Source organism: Curtobacterium sp. VKM Ac-1395 (assembly GCF_015350975.1).
Lineage (GTDB): Bacteria > Actinomycetota > Actinomycetes > Actinomycetales > Microbacteriaceae > Curtobacterium.
Window position 1 is genome coordinate 171762 of sequence record NZ_JADKRX010000004.1, and the last position, 20316, is coordinate 192077.

Annotated in this window: 15 protein-coding genes; 10 read left to right on the forward strand and 5 right to left on the reverse strand. The window is 72.5% G+C overall.

Annotated elements, in window-relative coordinates; all coding sequences use genetic code 11:
• Positions 1–176: 176 nt before the first annotated feature.
• Positions 177–1103 (reverse strand): LysM domain-containing protein, encoded by a 927-nt coding sequence (locus ITJ68_RS12490; RefSeq protein WP_194661588.1) that lies wholly within the window; start codon positions 1101–1103, stop codon positions 177–179.
• 161 nt (positions 1104–1264) lie between these two features.
• The gene (locus tag ITJ68_RS12495; protein WP_194661589.1) at positions 1265–6382 is read right to left on the reverse strand and encodes an Ig-like domain-containing protein; all 5118 of its coding nucleotides are present in this window, start codon (positions 6380–6382) and stop codon (positions 1265–1267) included.
• Between the two features lie 142 nt (positions 6383–6524).
• On the opposite strand from ITJ68_RS12495, the gene ITJ68_RS12500 reads away from it, so the two are divergent.
• From ITJ68_RS12500 to ITJ68_RS12520, 5 genes are all read left to right on the forward strand, one after another.
• On the forward strand, positions 6525–7598 hold the full coding sequence (locus ITJ68_RS12500; protein ID WP_194661823.1) for a 3-oxoacyl-ACP synthase III: 1074 nt from the start codon (positions 6525–6527) through the stop codon (positions 7596–7598).
• Positions 7595–10324 (forward strand): alpha/beta fold hydrolase, encoded by a 2730-nt coding sequence (locus ITJ68_RS12505; protein ID WP_323743314.1) that lies wholly within the window; start codon positions 7595–7597, stop codon positions 10322–10324. Before ITJ68_RS12500 ends, ITJ68_RS12505 begins: the two co-directional genes overlap by 4 nt.
• Positions 10321–11283, forward strand: coding sequence for an NAD-dependent epimerase/dehydratase family protein (locus ITJ68_RS12510; protein WP_194661590.1), 963 nt, complete (start codon positions 10321–10323; stop codon positions 11281–11283). Before ITJ68_RS12505 ends, ITJ68_RS12510 begins: the two co-directional genes overlap by 4 nt.
• 74 nt (positions 11284–11357) lie before the next feature.
• Positions 11358–12257: an NmrA family NAD(P)-binding protein gene (locus tag ITJ68_RS12515; RefSeq protein WP_194661591.1), complete on the forward strand. Its 900-nt coding sequence runs from the start codon at positions 11358–11360 to the stop codon at positions 12255–12257.
• Between the two features lie 198 nt (positions 12258–12455).
• Positions 12456–12926: a hypothetical protein gene (locus ITJ68_RS12520; protein ID WP_194661592.1), complete on the forward strand. Its 471-nt coding sequence runs from the start codon at positions 12456–12458 to the stop codon at positions 12924–12926.
• 95 nt (positions 12927–13021) lie between these two features.
• Here the strand turns inward: ITJ68_RS12520 and ITJ68_RS12525 are convergent, their stop codons facing one another.
• The 3 genes from ITJ68_RS12525 to ITJ68_RS12535 are packed head-to-tail and all read right to left on the reverse strand — an operon-like array spanning position 13022 to position 14919.
• Positions 13022–13996 carry a zinc-binding dehydrogenase gene (locus ITJ68_RS12525; RefSeq protein ID WP_194661827.1) on the reverse strand — a complete coding sequence of 325 codons (975 nt, stop codon included), beginning with the start codon at positions 13994–13996 and terminating at the stop codon, positions 13022–13024.
• An 18-nt stretch (positions 13997–14014) separates the two neighbouring features.
• Entirely contained in the window at positions 14015–14437 is a 423-nt protein-coding gene (locus ITJ68_RS12530; RefSeq protein WP_071278111.1) for an organic hydroperoxide resistance protein, read from the reverse strand.
• A 26-nt stretch (positions 14438–14463) separates the two neighbouring features.
• The gene (locus tag ITJ68_RS12535) at positions 14464–14919 is read right to left on the reverse strand and encodes a MarR family winged helix-turn-helix transcriptional regulator (protein ID WP_194661593.1); all 456 of its coding nucleotides are present in this window, start codon (positions 14917–14919) and stop codon (positions 14464–14466) included.
• Positions 14920–15014: 95 nt separating this feature from the next.
• Here ITJ68_RS12535 and mvk point away from each other — a divergent pair, with 95 nt between their 5' ends.
• From mvk to ITJ68_RS12560, 5 genes are read left to right on the forward strand one after another with little or no spacing between them, the layout of a single operon-like run.
• On the forward strand, positions 15015–15992 hold the full coding sequence (mvk, locus tag ITJ68_RS12540; RefSeq protein WP_194661594.1) for a mevalonate kinase: 978 nt from the start codon (positions 15015–15017) through the stop codon (positions 15990–15992).
• Positions 15992–16990, forward strand: a complete 999-nt coding sequence (gene mvaD, locus ITJ68_RS12545; protein ID WP_228505465.1) for a diphosphomevalonate decarboxylase — start codon at positions 15992–15994, stop codon at positions 16988–16990. The genes mvk and mvaD overlap by 1 nt, the downstream gene beginning before the upstream one ends.
• Positions 16987–18075 carry a phosphomevalonate kinase gene (locus ITJ68_RS12550; RefSeq protein ID WP_194661595.1) on the forward strand — a complete coding sequence of 363 codons (1089 nt, stop codon included), beginning with the start codon at positions 16987–16989 and terminating at the stop codon, positions 18073–18075. Before mvaD ends, ITJ68_RS12550 begins: the two co-directional genes overlap by 4 nt.
• Positions 18062–19141 (forward strand): hydroxymethylglutaryl-CoA reductase, encoded by a 1080-nt coding sequence (locus ITJ68_RS12555; RefSeq protein ID WP_194661596.1) that lies wholly within the window; start codon positions 18062–18064, stop codon positions 19139–19141. The genes ITJ68_RS12550 and ITJ68_RS12555 overlap by 14 nt, the downstream gene beginning before the upstream one ends.
• Positions 19138–20301, forward strand: coding sequence for a hydroxymethylglutaryl-CoA synthase (locus tag ITJ68_RS12560; protein ID WP_194661597.1), 1164 nt, complete (start codon positions 19138–19140; stop codon positions 20299–20301). The genes ITJ68_RS12555 and ITJ68_RS12560 overlap by 4 nt, the downstream gene beginning before the upstream one ends.
• The last annotated feature ends 15 nt before the right edge of the window (positions 20302–20316 follow it).

A 20316-nucleotide genomic window follows, 5' to 3' on the forward strand; every position in this document is an offset into this window, starting at 1 on the left:
CGTCGTGTCCCGGGTCCCGGGTCCCGGGTCCCGGGTTCGGGGTCCCGTGTCCCGGGTTCGGTGAGTGGTCACGACACACCGACTGTGCGTCGTCGAGCGGTCGCGCGCCGTCTCGTACGAGCCGTCCCACCGACAGCGTGCGACCGTTCAGCGGGTCGGAGGTGGCTCGCCCGAGGTCAGCGTCGGAGCGGGTCGAGGTTCATCGTCGTGCCCTCGAAGAGGTACTGCTGGTCGCCGTACACCGTCAGGGACGGGTTCAGCCAGACGAGGTCCGACACCGACAGGCCGAACCGCGCTGCCACGTCGCCGATGAGGTCATCCGGAGCGACGACGTAGGACGCCGGCGCCCCGCTGGCGGTCGTCGACGGCACCGTGCCCGTGGCGTTCGGAGCGGCTCCGCTGTCCGTCGGGTGCACGTTGGTCGTCCTGGCCGGGACCGACCACGACAGCGGTGTCACGGCGAGCACCTTGCCCGGCCCGATCTCGACCGGCAGGGCGGCGTCCGGGGTCGCGGACGAGTACGTCACGAGCGCACCGAGGAAGGACGGGTCGTGGCCAGCCTGCGCCATCGGCACGGAGACCGTCGGGCCGGGGGTGGTCGTCGCTCCGCCGAGCTGTTGGTCACCGTCACCGATGTGGCTCATGCCGTCCCCGACCGCGGGTGTGACGCGGAGGAACGAGGCCGACACCGGGACAGGCAGCGTCGAGGTGAAGCCCGAGTACTGCACGGCGAACCGGTCGTCCTGGTCGGCCACCACTCGGAAGTGGAAGTGCACGCTGCCCTTCGGCGACGCGACGTCCCCTTCGCTGACGACGGTCCCGGGCGGGATCGACGACATGGTCGGCGCGGGGCGTGGTGCCTCGGTCGGGGCAGCCGTCGGCGGTCGAGGCGACGCGGACTCCCGGAGCAGGTCGGCTTCGGTCTGTCCGGCCGCATCGGTGTCGGCGGTCGCACTCGGCGTCGACGTCGGCGTCGCACTGGTCGACCGCGACGGTGCCGGCAGCGCGTCCTGACCGCCCCGCAGCAGTGAACACCCGCCCACGGTCGTGGTGAGTGCGAGTGCCGCCGCGACGGCTGCGATCCTGGTGGTCCTGGTGTGCACGTTCCCCCTCGTCCGGGATCGTAGCGGACGTGCCCGCGGCGCTGGCGGGCGATCCGGACACTGCGTCGGAGGACACATCGGGTCGTTCCGGAACGACGGGAGGCCCGGCTCGCGACCCGACGTGGGGAACGCGAGCCGGGCCTCCCGGTCGTCTGCTTGCCTCAGCTGACGCGGTCGCGCCGGCGGCGGCCGAGCAGCCGCAGGACGAAGCCGAGCCCGAGCGCAGCGAGTGCGGCGGACAGCCATCCACCGAGCTCAGCGCCGGTGAACGCCAGCTCGCGGTCCTGCGCGCTGATCGGGGACGGGATCGTCGCGGGGGAGGCGTCGGAGGGTGCCGCGCCGAGCGAACCGCTCGACGTGGTGGAGCCAGGCACCGTCTGCGAGCCGGCATCGACACCCGTCCCGCTCTCGTGGTCTCCGTCCTCGACGCTGCTCTCGGGGACCAGGGTCACGAGCATGCTGCTGCCCTCTGACGTGTTGCCCGTCTCGTCGACGGCGACCACGGTGAGCAGGTGCGCGCCGGGGTCGAGCGGGAGCGTCGTGCGGAAGGCGAAGCGTCCGTCCTGGTCGGCGACGCCGCGGCCGATCTCACGCCCGTCCTCGTCGCTGACGATGACGGTCGAGCCCGGTTCAGCGGTGCCGCGGACGATGCCCGTGCCGTCGACGATGTCGTCGAAGTGCTCCAGCGCGGGAGCTGCCGGGGCCGTGGTGTCGACGTCGACGGTGGTCTTCGTGGGGGCGGAGGCGTTGCCGGCGTTGTCCTCGGCGATGATCTCGAGGTCGTGCTTGCCGTCCGTCAGGGGTTCGTCGAGCTCGACGGTCCAGTTGCCGTTCTCGTCGGCGGTGTCACGGCCGAGTTCCTCCCCGTTCTCGTCGCGGATGAGGACGACGGTGCCGGGTTCGGCGGTGCCGGTGATCGGGCCGGTGCCGTCGGCGAGGTCGGCGGGGCTGGTGACCTTCGGTGCGTCGGGTGCTTTCGTGTCGATGTCGACGGTGGTGTCTGTCGGGTCGGAGGCGTTGCCGGCCTTGTCCTCAGCGACGATCTCGAGGTCGTGGGACCCGTCCGTGAGGGGCTGGTCGAGTTCGACGGTCCAGTTGCCGTTCTCGTCGGCTTCGTCCTGGCCGATGACGTTGCCGTCCTCGTCGCGGATCACGACGATGGTGCCGGGCTCAGCGGTGCCGGTGATGGGTCCCTGTCCGTCGGCGAGGTCCGTCGGGCTGGTGACCTTCGGAGCGTCGGGTGCCTTCGTGTCCACGTCGACCGTGGTCTTCGTCGGGTCGGAGCTGTTCCCGGCCGTGTCCTCGGCGATGACTTCGAGGTCGTGCTTGCCGTCTTCGAGGGGTTCGTCGAGTTCGACGGACCAGTCGCCGTTGTCGTTCGCGGTGTCGCGGCCGATCTCGTTGCCGGTCTCGCCGCGGATGATGACGGTCGCGCCGGGTTCGGCGGTGCCGGTGATGGGGCCGGTGCCGTCGGCGAGGTCGGCGGGGCTGGTGACCTTCGGTGCGTCGGGTGCCTTCGTGTCGATGTCGACGGTGGTGTCTGTCGGGTCGGAGGTGTTGCCGGCGTCGTCCTGCGCGATGACTCCGAGGTCGTGCTTGCCGTCCGTGAGGGGATCGTCGAGCGTGACGGACCAGTCACCGTTCTCGTCGGCTTCGCCTTCGCCAATGACGTTGCCGTTCTCGTCGCGGATGATGATGGTCGCGCCGGGTTCGGCGGTGCCGGTGATCGGACCGGTGCCGTCGGCGAGGTCGGACGGGCTCGTCACGACGGGGGCGTTGGGCGCCTCGGTGTCGACGTCGACCGTGGTCGGAGTGGGTGCTGACTTGTTGCCCGCGTCGTCCTGTCCGATGACTTCGAGGTCGTGGGCGCCGTCCTTCAATGGCTCGTCGAGCGTGACGGTCCAGTCGCCGTTCTCGTCGGCTTCGCCTTCGCCAATGACGTTGCCGTTCTCGTCGCGGACGATGACGGTCGCGCCGGGCTCTGCGGTGCCGGTGATGGGGCCGGTGCCGTCGGCGAGGTCCGACGGGCTCGTCACGACGGGCGCGTCGGGCGCCTTCGTGTCGACGTCGACGGTGGTGTCTGTCGGGTCGGAGGTGTTCCCGGCCTTGTCCTGGGCGATGACCTCGAGGTCGTGCTTGCCTTCGTCGAGGGGTTCATCGAGTTCGACGGTCCAGTTGCCGTTCTCGTCGGCCTGGTCGCTCCCGATGACGTCGCCGTTCTCGTCGCGAATCACGACCACCGTGCCCGGCTCTGCTGTGCCGGTGATGGGGCCCTTCCCGTCTGCGAGGTCGGCCGGGCTGGTCACGACGGGCGCGTTGGGCGCCTTTGTGTCGATGTCGACGGTTGTGTCTGTCGGCGTGGAGGTGTTCCCCGCCTTGTCGGACGCGACGACTTCGAGGTCGTGCTTGCCTTCGTCGAGGGGTTCGTCGAGTTCGACGGTCCAGTTGCCGTTCTCGTCGGCCTGGTCGCTCCCGATGACGTCGCCGTTCTCGTCGCGGATGATGACGGTCGCGCCGGGTTCGGCGGTGCCGGTGATGGGGCCCTTCCCGTCCGCGAGGTCGGCAGGGCTGGTCACCTTGGGTGCGTCAGGTGCCTTCGTGTCCACGTCCACTGCGGTCTTCGTGGGGTCGGACGCGTTCCCGGCCTTGTCGGAAGCGACGACTTCGAGGTCGTGCTTGCCCTCGCCGAGCGGCTCGTCGAGTTCGACGGTCCAGTTGCCGTTCTCGTCGGCCTGGTCGCTCCCGATGACGTCGCCGTTCTCGTCGCGAATCACGACCACCGTTCCCGGCTCTGCTGTGCCGGTGATCGGACCCTTCCCGTCTGCGAGGTCGGCCGGGCTGGTCACGACGGGCGCGTCGGGTGCCTTCGTGTCGACGTCAACTGTGGTGTCGGTCGGCTTCGAGGTGTTGCCGGCCTTGTCCGAGGCGACGACTTCGAGGTCGTGCTTGCCCTCGCCGAGGGGCTCGTCGAGTTCGATGGACCAGTCCCCGTTCTCGTCCGCTTCGTCCTGGCCGATGACGTCCCCGTCTTCGTCGCGGATGACCACGACGGTGCCGGGCTCTGCGGTGCCGCTGATCGGGCCCTGGCCGTCGGACAGGTCCGACGGGCTGGTCACCTTGGGGGAGTCAGGCGCTTTCGTATCGACGTCGACGGTGGTGTCGGTTGGCGTGGAGGTGTTCCCGGCCTTGTCGGAGGCGACGACTTCGAGGTCGTGCTTGCCCTCGCCGAGCGGCTCGTCGAGTTCGATGCTCCAGTTGCCGTCCTTGTCGGCTTCGTCCTGCCCGATGACGTTGCCGTCCTCGTCCCGGATCACGATCGTGGCCCCGGGCTCGGCGGTGCCGGTGATCGGTCCGGTGCCGTCGGCCAGGTCCGACGGGCTGGTGACGACGGGTGCGTCCGGGGCGTCCGCATCGACGTCGACGGTGATCGGCGTCGGCGCGGAGACGTTGCCGCTCGCGTCGGATGCGACGAGCTCGAGGCTGTGCGCGCCGTCGACGAGCGGCTCGTCGAGCACGATCTCGAACAGTCCCTCAGGTCCTGCCTCGCCACGGCCGATCTCGTCGCCGTCCTCGTTGCGGACGATCACGGTCGCGCCGGGCTCGGCGGAGCCGGTGAAGGGACCGGTGCCGTCAGTCAGGGACTCGGGCGTGGTGCTGATGGGCGCGTCGGGTGCGGTGACGTCCGGCGCGACGACGGTGACCGGCGACGGGCCGGACTCGTTGCCGGCATCGTCCCGGGCGACGACGACGAGCTCGTGGGGGCCTTCGTCGAGTGGTGCGTCGAGACGGACAGCGAACTCGCCGTCGCCGTCTGCTCGGTCCTGCCCCAGGGGCCGCCCGTCCTGGTCCCGGATGACCACGAGGGCGCCCGGTTCCGCGGTGCCGACGACGGGCCCGGTCGGCGACGCGAGCTCCTGTCGGTCGACGGTGGGGGCGTCGGGCGCGGTCGTGTCGAGGACGGTCGCCGTCGCAGCGGTGGCGGGGGAGACGTTGCCGACGGCATCCGCGGCGACGACGTCGAGCTCGGTCGTGCCCACAGGGAGCGGCTCGTCGAGCTGCACGGAGAAGGACCCGTCGGCCTCTGCCGTGGCCCTGCCGAGTTCGTTGCCGTCTCGGTCGCGGACGATGACCGTGGAGCGCGGTTCGGCGGACCCGGTGATGGGGCCGGTCGGGTCGGTGAGGGTTCCGGGGTCGTCGACGACCGGAGCGTCGGGGGCGGTCGCGTCGACGTCGAGGGTCGCGACGGTCGGCGTCGCCGTCATGCCGTTGCGGTGCTGCAGGGCGGTGACGGTCACCGGACCCTCGGGCAGGGCCTCGGTGACGGGGAACATCCACGTGCCGTCGTCCTCGACCGGCACGGTGACGAGGGGCTGGTCACCCACGGTCAGGTCGATGGTCCCGCCGGGGACGCCACGTCCACGGATGACCGGTGTCGGGCCGACCTTCGTCGACGGCTCGTTGATGACGGCAGCGGTGAGGGCGACCGTGATGACGAGGGTGGTGGAGGTCTGCGTGCTGGTGTTCTCGAAGCCGGACTCCGGGTTGGGCACGAAGGATCCGACGAGCGTGATCTGGTCACCGGGCATCGCATCGGCGTCGACCTTGAAGGGCACGCGGATGTGGGAGAAGTTGGCGCCTCCGGTGTTGAGCGCGTGCGGGTTGGCGTTGACGCAGGTGTTCGTCTTGCGGTCAGCACTGTAGGTACAGCCGACGACGTTGGCCGTCCCCACGTTGGAGACCGCCCACGGGAGCCTCGCCGGGAAGGTGGCCGGCCCGGTGATCGTCCACTGGATGTCGAGCTTCCGGTTGGGCACCGCGACGCTTCCGCGGTTCTTGATGTTCAGCGAGGAGTTGTCGTCGACCTGTTGTCCGGGCAGCGCGGTCGCGGTGCCCCCGCCCTCTGCGACCAGGTTCACGGAAGTCGCGGCGGGGGCCACATCCGGAGCCGCGGCAACCGGTGCCGGCGCGGAAGCAGGAGCAGGAGCAGGAGCCGGATCAAGACCCACGGTCGGCTCGGGCTGCGGGTCCTCCGCCGCAGCCGTGGGCTCCGGGGTCGGTGCGACCTCCTCGACGAGCTCGGCGTCCTCACCAGCCAGCGCGGGCTCCGGCGTCTCATCGCTCGCAGGCAGTTCCGACGCCGCGTCCGTCGGCGTCGTGTCGTCCTCGATGGGCGGCGCTTCGACCGTGGCCTCCGTCGCGGCGGCCACGTCGGGCACGGCCAACGGTGCGAAGGCGAGCAGGAGCGCGGCGGCGGTGGTGGCTCTGGTGCGCGGGGGCATTCGGTCTCCGATCCTCGGGTGTGAGCATCAGCATACGAAATATCAATAACGAACGCAATGCTTCACTCCCGGGAAACGGACCGCCGAACGCTTCCGGATCGCGCATCCAGGCCAGATGCGGAAGTATGTATCGGTGACGATCATGACGGAACGGCCGGTCGACGAGTCGACGACCACTGAAACCGAGCGGCCCGGCAACGCGACGGCGAGGCACGACAACGTCGCGCTGCTCTCGGTGGCGACCACGGTGGCCGAGCGTGTGACGACCTCGGCGGACATCGAGGAGAAGCTCCGCGGGGTGCTCCGACGCCTGCGTCTGCCGATGGGTCTGCTCGAGCGGGTGGCCGGTGTCAAGGAGCGTCGCAACTGGGGCGAGGGGCAGTCCTTCCAGGACGCCGCCATCGACGCCGGACGCCGTGCCATGGCCGAGGCGGGCATCAAGCCCGAGGACGTCGGCCTGCTCATCAACACCTCGGTGACCCGTCCCCACCTCGAACCCTCCGTCGCCGTGCGTCTGCACCACGGACTCGGGCTGCCGTCGTCGGCGATCAACTTCGACATCGCGAACGCCTGCCTCGGGTTCGTCAACGCCATGAGCGTCGCCGCGGGCATGATCGACTCCGGTCAGATCAAGTACGCGCTCGTGGTCGACGGCGAGGACGCCGACCAGGTGCAGCTCAACACGATCGAGCGCCTGAACCAGGGCGGCCGGAACCGCAAGGACTTCATGAGCGAGTTCGCCAGCCTGACGCTCGGCTCCGGTGCTGCCGCTGCCGTGCTCGGCCCGGCGGACATGCACCCGGGTGGACACCGGATCGTGGGCGGCGTCACCCGCGCGGCGACCCAGTGGTACGACCTCTGTGTCGGCAGCGTCGACGGCATGTTCACGGACGCCAAGATGCTGCTCAAGGGCGGCATGGAGCTCGTCGTCGCGGCCTGGAACGAGGCCCGTGCCCACTTCGACTGGGCGGACATGGACCGCTACGTCCTGCACCAGGTCTCGGACGTGCACACCAACGCCTTCGTCGAGGCCATCGGCGTCCCGCGCGAGAAGGTCCCCACCACGTACGAGCGCTTCGGCAACGTCGGCCCGGCGTCGATCCCGATCACCCTGGCGGACGAGGTCGCGAGCGGACGCATCCGCCCCGGCGACCGCGTCTTCCTCGGCGGGGTCGGCTCCGGCATCAACACGGCGATGATGGAACTCCGCTGGTGACATCGGGGCTGCCCCGCGTCGCCGCGAGCACTGCTCCGGCGACGCAGCCGCCCTCGCTGCCCGGCCTCGACCCCGCGTGGTCGCGCCTGGTCACGGTGCCAGCAGACCGCTCGGTCCGGCCGGGAGGCTCGGATCACGCCGAGCGCACCTGGCACGTCCTCGACACGGCCGCGTCCCTGGCTGCGCTGGGGGTGGAACCGGTCGGCACGCTGCTGTGCGTGCACGGCAACCCGACGTGGTCGTACCTGTGGCGGTCGGTGCTCCGCACCTCGCTCGACGTCGCCGCCGCGGGCGGTCCGGCCTGGCGCGTGGTCGCCGTCGACCAGCTCGACATGGGCTTCTCGGAGCGCACCGGGGTCCTCCGCGGCCTGCCGCAGCGCGTCGCGGACCTCGGTGCGCTGACGGACGAGCTCGGGCTGACCGGACCCGTGGTCACCCTCGGCCACGACTGGGGTGGGGTCGTCTCCCTCGGTTGGGCCGTGGACCACCCGGACCTCGTGGTCGGTGTGACCACGTGCAACACGGCCGTGCACCAGCCCGACGACGCTCCCGTCCCGGCGCCCCTGCGCCTGGCGCTCCGCCCGCAGGTGCTCGGTCGCGGCACGGTCGTCACGCCCGCCTTCCTCGAGACGACGCTGGCGATCGCCCACCCGAAGCTCGACCGGGCCGTGGCGGACGGCTTCCGCGCTCCCTACCGAGGCGCTGCCCGGCGTGGCGGCATCGGCGGCTTCGTCGCCGACATCCCCCTCGGCGCCGCACACCCGAGTGCCCGCGAGCTCGACCGGATCGCGTCCGGCGTGGCCGCGCTCGACGTCCCCGCACTGCTGCTCTGGGGGCCGCGGGACCCGGTGTTCCTGGAGCGCTACCTCGACGACCTGGTCGACCGGCTGCCGCACGCCGACGTACACCGCTTCGAGGGCGCCGGGCACCTGCTTCCGGAGGATGCCGACGTCGCCGGCACGATGTTCGACTGGTTGGGCGACCGCCTGCCGGAGGGCCACGTGCCCGCCGGGGACGAGCCGAGCCTCCCGTCCGGTCCTGACGCGCCTTCCCGACCCCTGTGGGCGGCACTGGACGCCCTCCGCGACTCGGACGAGGCCGCCCTCGTCGAGATGGCGGCGCCGGGCGGCACCCGGACGATCAGCTGGCGGCTGCTGTCGCGACGCGTCGACGAGGTCGCAGCCGGTCTGCTCGACGTCGGGGTCCGACCGGGTGACCGCGTCTCGCTGCTCGTGACGCCCGGAGCCGACCTGACAGCTGCGCTGTACGCCTCGATCAGGATCGGCGCGACCGTGGTCGTGGCGGACGCGGGACTCGGGCTGCGCGGCCTCACGCGTGCCGTGAAGGGCGCCCGGCCGGACTGGGTCATCGGGGCGCTGCCCGGACTGGCCGCGGCCCGAGCGCTCGGGTGGCCCGGTCGACGGATCGCGACGCTCGCGCTGCCGGCTCCGGCACGCGCGGCGCTCCGGGTGGAGCACACGCTCGCCGGGGTGGCGCGCCGTGGTGCCCGTCGTCTCGCCGCAGGCACCGCGTTGCCGGACGCCCCGCCGTCGGACACCCCGGCTGCCGTGCTCTTCACGTCCGGGTCGACCGGTCCGGCGAAGGGCGTCGTCTACACGCACGCGCAGCTCGGGGCCGTCCGCGACGTGCTCTCGGCGCAGTACGGCATCGGCGTCGGCACGGGGCTCGTCGCCGGCTTCGCCCCGTTCGCGCTGCTCGGACCCGCGCTCGGAGCCCGGTCGGTCGCACCGGACATGGACGTCACCGCGCCGCGCACGCTCACCGCGTCGGCCGTCGCCGCGTCCGTCGTCGCTGCGGACGCGACCGTGGTGTTCCTGTCGCCGGCCGCGCTCGCGAACGTGGTCGCCACCGCGGGTGCGCTCGACGCCTCCGAGCAGGCGGCGCTCGCTCGCGTGCGGCTGTTCCTGTCGGCGGGCGCTCCCGTGTCGGCGGCGTTGCTGACCGCGGCGACCGAGCTCATGCCGAACGCCAGCGCCCACACCCCCTACGGCATGACCGAGGGGCTGCTCATGACCGACGTCGACCTGCCCGCGATCCGTGCGGCTGCCTCGGTCGTCGACGGTGACGGTGGCGGCGACGGTGCTGGCGCCGGCGGGGTCTGCGTCGGCCGGCCCGCGGCGTCCGTGCAGGTGCGCATCGCCCCGCTGTCCGCCTCCGGGTCGCCGACCGGTGACCTCACCGACGAGCCCGACGTCACCGGGGAGATCGTCGTCGCCGCGCCGCACGTGCGCCAGGCCTACGACCGGCTGTGGCGGACGAACCGGGCGTCACGCCTCGGGCTGACCGACCCGCGCGGCCACCGCACGGGCGACGTCGGCCACCTGGACGCCTCCGGGCAGCTCTGGGTCGAGGGCCGGTTGCAGCACGTCGTCACGACGCCGTCCGGGGTGCTGACGCCCGTCGGGCCCGAGCAGCGCATCGAACGCGTGCAGGGCGTGGGACGGGTCGGCGTCGCCGGCATAGGACCCAGCGGCACCCAGCAGGTCGTCGCGGTCGTCGAGACCGTGCCGGCAGCGCGGAAGCCGGGCCTGGCGCCGTCGGACCTCGCCGCAGCCGTGCGTGCCGCAGCAGGGATCTCGGTGGCCGCCGTGCTCGTCGTGCCGGTGCTGCCGACGGACATCCGCCACAACTCGAAGGTCGACCGCACCCGTCTGGCGCGCTGGGCGACGTCGGTGCTCAGCGGCGGGCGGATGGTGCGGCCGTGAGGGTCCTCGTCACGGGGGCGAGTGGGTTCCTCGGTCGTGCCGTCGCCGCCGCCGTGCGGGACGCCGGCCACGAGGTCCGGACGTTCCAGCGGCGACCGTCGGGGGTCGACGGCGTCTCGGACTCGCTCGGGACGATGACCGACGCGGCTGCGGTCGCGCGGGCGGTGGACGGCGTGGAGGCGGTCATGCACCTCGCCGCGAAGGTCTCGCTCGCCGGCGACCCCGCCGACTTCGAGCGGGTGAACGTCGAGGGCACGCGGACGCTCCTCGCGGCAGCGCGATCGGCCGGGGTGTCCCGGTTCGTGTTCGTGTCGTCACCCTCGGTCGCGCACACCGGGTCGTCGATCTCCGGCGACGGTGCCGCACCGGCGTCGCCGGCACACGCCCGCGGGGACTACGCCCGGACGAAGGCTGCCGCCGAACTGCTCGCCCTGGCCGCCGACGCCCCCGGGTTCGCCGTCGTGGCCGTCCGACCGCACCTGGTGTGGGGCCCGGGGGACACGCAGCTCGTCGGACGGATCGTCGACCGTGCCGCACGAGGGCGACTCCCGCTGCTCGACAGCGGCGCCGCGCTCATCGACTCCTGCTACGTGCACAACGCCGCCTCCGCGATGGTCGCCGCGCTCGACCGTGCCGACGCCGACGAGGTCCACGGCAACGCCTACGTCGTGACGAACGGGGAGCCCCGGCCGGTCGCGGACCTGCTCGACGGCATCTGCCGGGCGTCCGGCGTGCCGACCCCGGGATGGCACGTCCCCGCCGGTGTCGCCCGCGCGGCCGGGTCCTTCGTCGAGGCCGTGTGGCGCGTCCGTCCGGGTGCGGACGAGCCGCCGATGACGCGTTTCCTCGCCGAGCAGCTGTCGACGTCGCACTGGTTCGACCAGCGGCGCACCCGGCGGGACCTCCGGTGGGAGCCCAGCGTGTCGATCGACGAGGGGCTGCGCCGGCTCGCTGGCTGACGTCCCGCGCCGCTGCGCGCGTGCTGTGCTGCCGTCCTGTGCCACGCGGTCGTCGCGTCCGTAGTGTCGGGGACATGACAACCACCGTCCTCGTCGCCGGCGCCACCGGAGACCTCGGGGGCCGCATCGTCGGCTCACTCCTCGACCACGACACCCGGGTCCGCGTGCTCACGCGCCCGGGCAGCTCCTCCGCCACCGAGCAGTACGGCGGCACCGACCGCGTCGAGGTCGTCACCGCGGCGTACACCGACCACGCGGCCCTCGTGGCGGCGCTGACGGACGTCGAGGTCGTCGTCTCCGCGGTCAGTGGCACGCGCTCGGTGATCGTCGACGCGCAGACGGCGCTGCTCGCCGCCGCGGTCGAGGCCGGCGTGCCGCGCTTCATCCCGTCCGACTACTCCGCCGACTACCGGTCCATCACCCCGGGGACGAACCGGAACTTCGAGCTGCGCCGCGAGTTCGCCGCCACCCTCGACGCCGCACCGATCCGCGCCACGTCGGTCCTCAACGGCGCGTTCGCCGACATGCTCACCGGGCAGGCGCCCATGATCCTGTTCGACCGTCGCCGCGTGCTGTTCTGGTCCTCGGCCGACCAGGTCCTCGACTTCACCACGAAGGACGACGTCGCACGCGTGACCGCCGCGGCAGCCCTCGACCCGAACGCCCCGCGGGTCGTCGAGGTCGCTGGGGACCAGGTCACCGCCCGGTCCGTCGCCGACACGATGTCGCGCCTGACGGGCATGCCCTTCCGTCTGCAGTGGGCGGGCACGGCGACGACGCTCTCGGGCATGGCGAAGGTCGGGCGCCGCCTGTCGAAGGACCCGGACGAGCCCTTCCCGGCGTGGCAGGGGATGCAGTACTTCGTGAGCATGTTCAGCGGCGAGGCCGAGCTCCACCACGTGGACAACGACCGCTACGGTCCCCACACATGGACGACGGTCGAGGACGTCCTGGCAGCGCACGTCGCGGCCTGACCGTCCGGCGTCGCCGAGACGCCGGCGTTGGGCCTGCCGAGGTGCACAAAACACCGGTGTTTCGCGGAGGCGCCGCGGAAAGTCGCGGCGTCGTGCCTAGGCGCCGGTGTTTTGCCCCCGGACCGCGACGTCCCGCCGCAAGACGCCGGTGTCTTGCAACCGGACGCGGGCGTCGGGCGTCGGCGGTACGGTCGTCGCATGGACAGGTCCGAGGTCATCGCTGCCGCCGCAGCCGCGCACGCCGCCCGCATCGCCGCTGCCGGCGGTGACGACTCCGCCGCGCGGGACCGCGCCGAGTCGGCAGCGTCAGCGCCGCAGGACCACAGCCGCGTGGACGAGGCCGACCGGGCCGCCGACCGCACCGAGGGGGTCCTCTCCGACTGGCGCCGGATGGGCACCCGCCGCGGGGTGTCCCCGGACGCCCAGGTCCGGGCAGCGTGGTCCGTCGGTGGCGTCCCCGACCCGGGCCCCGGCCGAGCGCTGGCGAACGTGCTGCTCTCCACGGCAGGCCACGCGGGTCGGGTCGCCGATGCCGCGCGCCGCAACGAACGCCTGAGCGGCGCCGCCCGCACGGCCGCACGCCGCACCGTCCGGCGGTACACGGACCACGGCGCCGAGATGTCGACCCTCGGGGACGTCCTGCGCGACCAGCAGCCCGACGCCGAGTAGGGCACACCGCGCAGCCGGCTCCGGACCGCACCCCGGGAACGACGGGAGGCCCAGTGCCAGCTGGCACCGGGCCTCCCGTCCGAAAGTGGCAGACGCTACGGGCGCAGGAGCACCTTGCCGACGCGACCGGCGGTGTCCGAGGCGCGGACCGCGTCGCGGACGTCCTCGAACACGAAGGTCTCGGCGACGGGGAGCGTCAGCGAGCCGTCCAGCACGCGCTGGATGAGCTCACCGAAGAGCTGCTGCTTCGTGTCGGCGGGCATGGTCCGCGACACGACGCTGCCCCAGAAGCCCTTGACCGTGACCTGCTTGAAGATCACGGCACCGGACGGGATCTCCATCGTCGGCGACGCCATGGCGCCGAAGACGACGAGCGTGCCGTTCTCGGCGAGTGTCGAGACGATGTCGGCTGCGGCCTTCCCGCCGACGGACTCGACGCCCGCGACGATCGGGGCGCCACCGGTGATCGCCGTGACCTGGTCCTGCCAGTCCTCGGCGTCCGTGGCGACGATGCGCTCGATGCCCTGTTCGCGGAGCTCGTCGACACCGGCGGCGCGACGCACCAGCCCGACGACGTTGATGCCCCGCGCTGCGGCGAGCTGCGCGACCATGCGGCCGACGGCGCCGTTCGCGGCGTTCTGGATGAGCCAGTCGCCCTCGTGCAGGTCGAGGGAGTGCAGCAGGCTGATGGCGCTGAACGGCATCGAGACGAGCTGGGCAGCGGACTCGTCGGTCATGGCCTCGGGCACGGGGATGAGCCCGGCCGCGTCGGCGACGTAGTACTCGGCCCACACGCCGAAGGTCCCACCGGCGACGCGCTGACCGACGGAGAGGGCCGTGACGCCCTCGCCGAGGGCCTCGACGACGCCGAGCGCCTCGGTGCCGGACTGGGCGGGCAGCTCGGGCTTGAAGCCGTAGGTGCCGCGGACGGTCCACAGGTCGTGGTTGTGGATCGGGGAGAGGACCGTGCGGACCAGGACCTGGCCGGCGGCGGGCTGGGGGACCGGGCGCTCGGCGACGGTCAGGACGTCGGCGGGCTCGGCGAAGGTCTCGTGGACGACGGCGCGCATGGTGGAGTCGGTCATGGGTCAGTCCTCCGAGACGGTGATGGTGACGTCGATGTTGCCGCGCGTCGCGTTCGAGTACGGGCACACCTGGTGGGCGGCGTCCGCGAGGGCCTGGGCCTGGTCGTGGTCCATGCCCGGGATGACGACCTCGAGCATGACGGCGAGCTGGAAGCCGCCCTGGCCGTTCGGGCCGATCTGCACGCGACCGCCGACGGACGAGTCGGTGACCTTGACCTTCTGCGAGCGGGCGACGCCCTGCAGTGCGGAGTGGAAGCACGCGGCGTAGCCGGCGGCGAAGAGCTGCTCGGGGTTGGCGCCGTTGCCGGAGCCGCCCATGTCCTTCGGGATCGCCATGTCGAGGTCGACGCGGCCGTCGCTGGTGGCGACGTGGCCGTTCCGGCCCTCTCCGGTGGAGATGGCTTCTGCGGTGTAGAGGACGTCCATGGTGGAGGTTCCTTTCCTTCGTGGGGTCAGTGGTCCGTCGGCGCCGGGGCGGGCGCAGCGGCGGCGTGCATCGTCTCGGTCAGACGGTGCAGGGTCTGGATGAGCTCGGCGGCGGCACGCTCGTCGGGCAGCCCCGTGCCGGCGGCGATCCGCCCGGGGATGTCGGCGAGCTCGCCCCGGAGGGCACGCCCGCGCTCGCCGGTGGTCACGGTGACGACGCGCTCGTCCGCGCTGCGGCGCTCACGGCGCACCAGGTCCGACTGCTCCATGCGGCGCAGCAGCGGCGACAGGGTGCCGGAGTCGAGCTGCAGGTGCTCCCCGAGGCCCGAGACGGTCTGGTCGCCCTCCACCCACAGGGTGACGAGGACGAGGTACTGCGGGTAGGTCAGCCCCCAGGGCTCGAGCATGGAGCGGTAGGCCTGCGTGGTGGCGCGGGTCGCTGCGTAGAGGGAGAAGCACACCATCTCGTCGGTCACGGGCATGACTCCACCGTCGCACACAACCGGGTTGCGCACAACCTTTCCGTGCGCCTGCTGAGCGGTCGCGCAGCGAGGCCGTTAGGCTGACGGGACCAACGATGACCAGCAACCACCCAGCCTCGGCACGAACGACGACCCCGCGAGTCGGCTCGTCGACGTCCCACGGCAAGACGATCCTGATCGGCGAGCACGCCGTGGTGTACGGCGCACCCGCCCTCGTGCTCCCGGTCAACGACGTCCGGGTCACGGCCACGGTCACGCCCACCCCGGGCAGCAGCGGGCACGGGCTCGAGTCCGCGGTGCACACCGGTCCGCTCGACCTGGCCCCCGCCGCGGTCCTGCCCACGGTCACGGCGGTCACCGCCACCCTGCGCCACCTCGGCGTCACGGACCAGCACTTCCACGTGCGGGTCGACAGCGACGTGCCCACCGCCCGCGGCATGGGCTCGAGCGCAGCCGTCGCCGCCGCGGTCACGGCCGCCGTCGCCGACGCCCTCGGGGTGACGCTCGACGCGCAGACCCACCACGACCTGATCCAGGAGTGCGAGCGCGTCGCCCACGGTCGGCCGTCCGGACTCGACGCCCGCGGGGTCGTCGCGGACGTGCCCGTCTGGTTCGAGGACGGCCACGTCGAGCCCGTCGACGTCACCGGGGAGTTCGTCTTCGTCGTCGCCGACACCGGCGTGCCCGGCCACACCCGCGGCGCCGTCGCCGCCGTCCGCGAGCACCACGACCGGGCCCCCGCCGAGGTCGATGCGGTGATCGGACAGATCGGCGACCTGGCCCGACGCGCACGGGGGACACTGGTCGACGGCGATGCCCAGGCGCTCGGTGCCACCATGGACGCCGCGCACGCACTGCTGACCACCCTCGACGTGTCGAGCGACGACCTCGACCGCCTCGTCGGCGCCGCCCGCAGCGCGGACGCCCTCGGCGCGAAGCTCACGGGCGGTGGACGGGGCGGCTGCGTCCTCACACTCGCCGCCGACGGCGACCACGCGGTCCGGATCGCCGACGCGCTCCGTGCCGCCGGTGCCACCGCCACCTGGACCACTCGGATCGGAGACCGTGCCTGATGACCGCCACCGCCGTCGCGCACCCCAACATCGCCCTCGTGAAGTACTGGGGCAAGGCGGACGCCGACCTCGCGCTGCCCGCGACGGGCAGCGTCTCGATGGGCCTCGACGTCTTCCCGACGACGACCTCCGTCACCCTGCAGGACAGCCAGGAGGCCCGTGATGCGTTCGTCCTGAACGGTCGCGTCGTCGAGGACGGTCCCCTGACACGCGTCGAGCGGTTCCTCGACCTGGTCCGGGAGCTCGCGGGGAGCGACGCGCGCGCGTCCGTCGAGTCGACGAACACGGTGCCGACGGGTGCCGGCCTGGCCTCGAGCGCCTCCGGCTTCGCGGCGCTCGCCACCGCGGCGGCGGCCGCCTACGGCCTCGACCTGTCCGAGCGTGACCTGTCCCGGCTCGCGCGACGCGGATCGGGGTCTGCGACGCGGTCCATCCCCGGCGGGGTGTCCGTCTGGCACGCGGGCGACGACCAGGGCTCGTTCGCCGAGACGATCCCGGCGCCGCCGATGGCCATGGTCGTCGTGACGATCAACCACGGCCCGAAGGAGATCGGCTCGCGCGAGGCCATGCGCCGCACGATCGCGACGTCGCCGTTCTACCCGGCGTGGGTGACCTCGACGACCACGACCGTCACCGACATGCTCGACGCCTGCGCCGCGGGGGACTTCACCCGCGTGGGCGAGCTCACCGAGAGCAACGCGCTCCGCATGCACGCCACGATCGAGGGCTCGTTCCCGCCCATCCGCTACCTCACGGCCCGCAGCGTCGCAGTGTTCGACGCCGTCGCCGAGCTTCGCGCGTCGGGTCTCGAGGCGTACGCCACCGCCGACGCCGGACCGAACGTCGTCGTGCTCACGAAGCCCGAGGACCGGGGCGCCGTGGCGTCTGCGCTCGGGCACCTGGGCGACGTCATCGAGTCCGGCACGGGACCCGCCGCACGTGTGGTCCGCTCCGAAGGAACGGGGAGCCAGCCCGTCCAGAAGGAGACCGCCGAGTGATCGAGTTCCGCGCCCACGGCAAGTTGTTCGTTGCCGGAGAGTACGCCGTCGTCGAGCCCGGGCAGCCGTCCGTGCTCATCGCCCTCGACCGCGCCATCACGGCCACCGTCGCCGAGGGCCACGGCGCCGGCAGCGTGCACTCCGAGGAGTACGGACACCTGCCGCTGACGTGGACCCGCGCCGAGGACGGCCTGGCGCTCGACCGCGAGCACCACCCCTACGACTACGTGATGGCGACGATCGACCTCGTCGAGAAGCTCCGTGCCGAGCTCGGGATCGAACCGCGCTTCCACGACCTGCGCATCATGAGCCAGCTCGACGACGCCAGCGGGCGCAAGTTCGGCCTCGGGTCGTCCGCCGCCGTGACCGTCGCGACCGTCGGTGCCCTCGACCGCTTCTACGGCCTCGGGCTGACCCAGCGCCAGCGCTTCCAGACGGCCCTGCTCGCCACCATCCGGGTGAACCCCCGCGCGTCCGGTGGTGACCTCGCCGCGAGCACCTTCGGCGGGTGGCTCCGCTACAGCGCCCCGGACCGCGAGCGCCTCGCCGAGCACCTCGAGACCCGCACCGTGTCCGAGATCCTGCACGACGCCGACGCGTGGGAGGGCTTCGACGTCGAACGCCTGCCCGAGCCCGAGGACCTGCGGCTGCTCGTCGGCTGGACCGGCTCGCCGGCGTCCACCACGAAGCTCGTCGGTGCCGTGCGTCGGCACCGCAACGGCGGCTACGCGACGTTCCTCGACGACAGCCGCAGCTGCGTCGACGACCTGACGACGGGCCTCCAGACCGGCGACGCCGAGCGCACGCTCGACGCGCTCCGCCGCGCCCGCGGACTCATGCAGCGACTCGGCGACTCCGTCGGGTCGAGCATCGAGACCGACCGCCTGACCACGCTCTGCGACGTCGTCGAGCGAGCGGGCGGGGCGGCCAAGCCGTCCGGTGCCGGCGGCGGCGACTGCGGCATCGCGCTCGTCCCCGCGGACGGCGACATCCCGAGCATCCTCCGCGAGTGGGAGGCCCACGACATCCGGCACCTCACCATCGCCGTGCAACCCCCGGAAGGCCCCCTCGATGCACACCGCTGACAAGACCACCACCCAGACCCCGATCCCGACCCGCTGGGTCGGACCGATCCGGGTCAGCGGCAACGCGGTCGAGGGTGAGCACGAGGTCCCGCTCGCCACGTACGAGTCGCCGCTGTGGCCCTCCGTCGGCCGCGGTGCCCGCATCTCCCGCATGGTCGAGGGCGGCATCGTCGCGACGGTCGTCGACGAGCGGATGACCCGCTCGGTCGTCGTGCGGGCTTCGAGCGCCGCTGCCGCGCACATGGCCACGGGTCGGATCCTGGCGCGCCAGGCCGAGCTCGAGCAGGTCGTCGTCGGGCAGAGCCGGTTCGCCAAGCTCATCGAGGTGCACCCGGAGATCGTCGGGGACCTGCTGTTCCTGCGCTTCGCGTTCACCACGGGCGACGCCTCGGGCCACAACATGGTGACGCAGGCCGCGGACACGCTGCTGCCGACGATCCTGGCCTGGGAGCCGGAGCTGTCGTACGTGTCGATCTCGGGCAACTTCTGCTCCGACAAGAAGGCCACGGCGGTGAACGGCATCCGCGGGCGCGGGCGGCACACGATCGCCGAGATCGTCCTGCCCGGCATGGTCGTCGAGCGCTTCCTGAAGTCCTCCACCGAGCGGATCGTGGAGCTGAACACCGCGAAGAACCTGGTCGGGTCGACGATCGCCGGGGCCCTGCGCTCCGCGAACGCCCACTACGCGAACATGCTCCTCGGCTTCTACCTGGCCACCGGGCAGGACGCCGCCAACATCGTCGAGGGCTCGCAGGGCATCACCTTCGCCGAGGCCCGTGGCGACGACCTGTACTTCTCCTGCTCGCTGCCGCACCTCATCGTCGGCACGGTGGGCAACGGCAAGGGCAACGACCTGCCCGTCGTCGAGGACGCCCTGGTGCGCCTCGGCTGCCGTGAGGACCGCGAGCCCGGCCTCAACGCACGACGACTCGCCGGCCTCTGCGCCGCGACCGTGCTCTGCGGCGAGCTGTCCCTGCTCGCCGCGCAGACCAACCCCGGTGAACTCATGGCGGCGCACGTCGCGATGGAACGTGCCGGATCGACGAAGGGCGGCGACGCAGCATGAGCGCCATCGGCATCCACGACCTGGCGGTCGCGACGGGGCACCACGTGCTCGAACTGGACGACCTGGCCGAACGGCTCGGCGTCGACCCCGCGAAGTACCACGTCGGCATCGGGCAGGACGCCTTCAGCGTGCCGGCACCCGACGAGGACATCGTGACGATGGGCGCCGCCGCGGCCAAGCAGGTCATCGACCGGCACGGCTCCGACGGCATCCGCACGGTGCTCTTCGCCACCGAGTCCGGCATCGACCAGTCCAAGGCCGCCGGCGTCTTCGTGCACGGGCTGCTCGGCCTGCCGCAGGCCGTCCGCGTCGTCGAGCTGAAGCAGGCCTGCTACGGCGGGGCCGCGGCGCTCCAGCTCGCGCTCGGCATCATCGCGCGGAACCCCGACGAGCGCGTGCTCGTCATCGCGGCCGACGTCGCCCGCTACGACGTCGACACCGCCGCCGAGCCCACGCAGGGCGCCGGGGCGGTCGCGGTCCTGGTGTCCGCCGACCCCGACCTGATCGAGATCGAGCCGCTGTCCGGGCTGTTCACCGCCGACGTCGACGACTTCTGGCGGCCGAACGACCGCTCCACCGCGCTCGTCGACGGGCGGCTGTCCGTGAGCGCCTACGTCGACGCCTTCATCGGCGCGTGGGACGACCTCGCCGCGCGGGGCGGCCCGGCCTACGAGACGATCGACCGCTTCGTGCACCACCAGCCCTTCACGAAGATGGCGCTCAAGGCCCACCGCAAGCTCACCCAGCACGTGGGCGTGCCGTTCGACGAGACCGAGCTGCAGACCGGCTTCACGTACAACCGGCAGGTCGGCAACACGTACACGGCGTCGCTCTGGATCGCGCTCGCGGCGGTGCTCGACCTCGACGACGACCTCGACGGCACCCGCATCGGGATGTTCAGCTACGGCTCGGGCAGCGTCGGGGAGCTCATCACCGGGGTCGTGCGTCCCGGGTACCGCGAGCACCGTCGCCAGGGAGCGGTCCGTGCGGACCTCGATGCCCGCGTGCCGCTGACCGTCGACGCCTACCGCGCGCTGCACGCCGACGGCGCGGCGACGAGCGGGGACGTCGACCGTCCGCGCGTGACGGCGGCCCCGTTCCGGTTCGCCGGCGTCCTCGGCGGCGCACGGCACTACGAGGCGACCACCCCCGCGGCCTGAGCCGCGGGTCTGGAG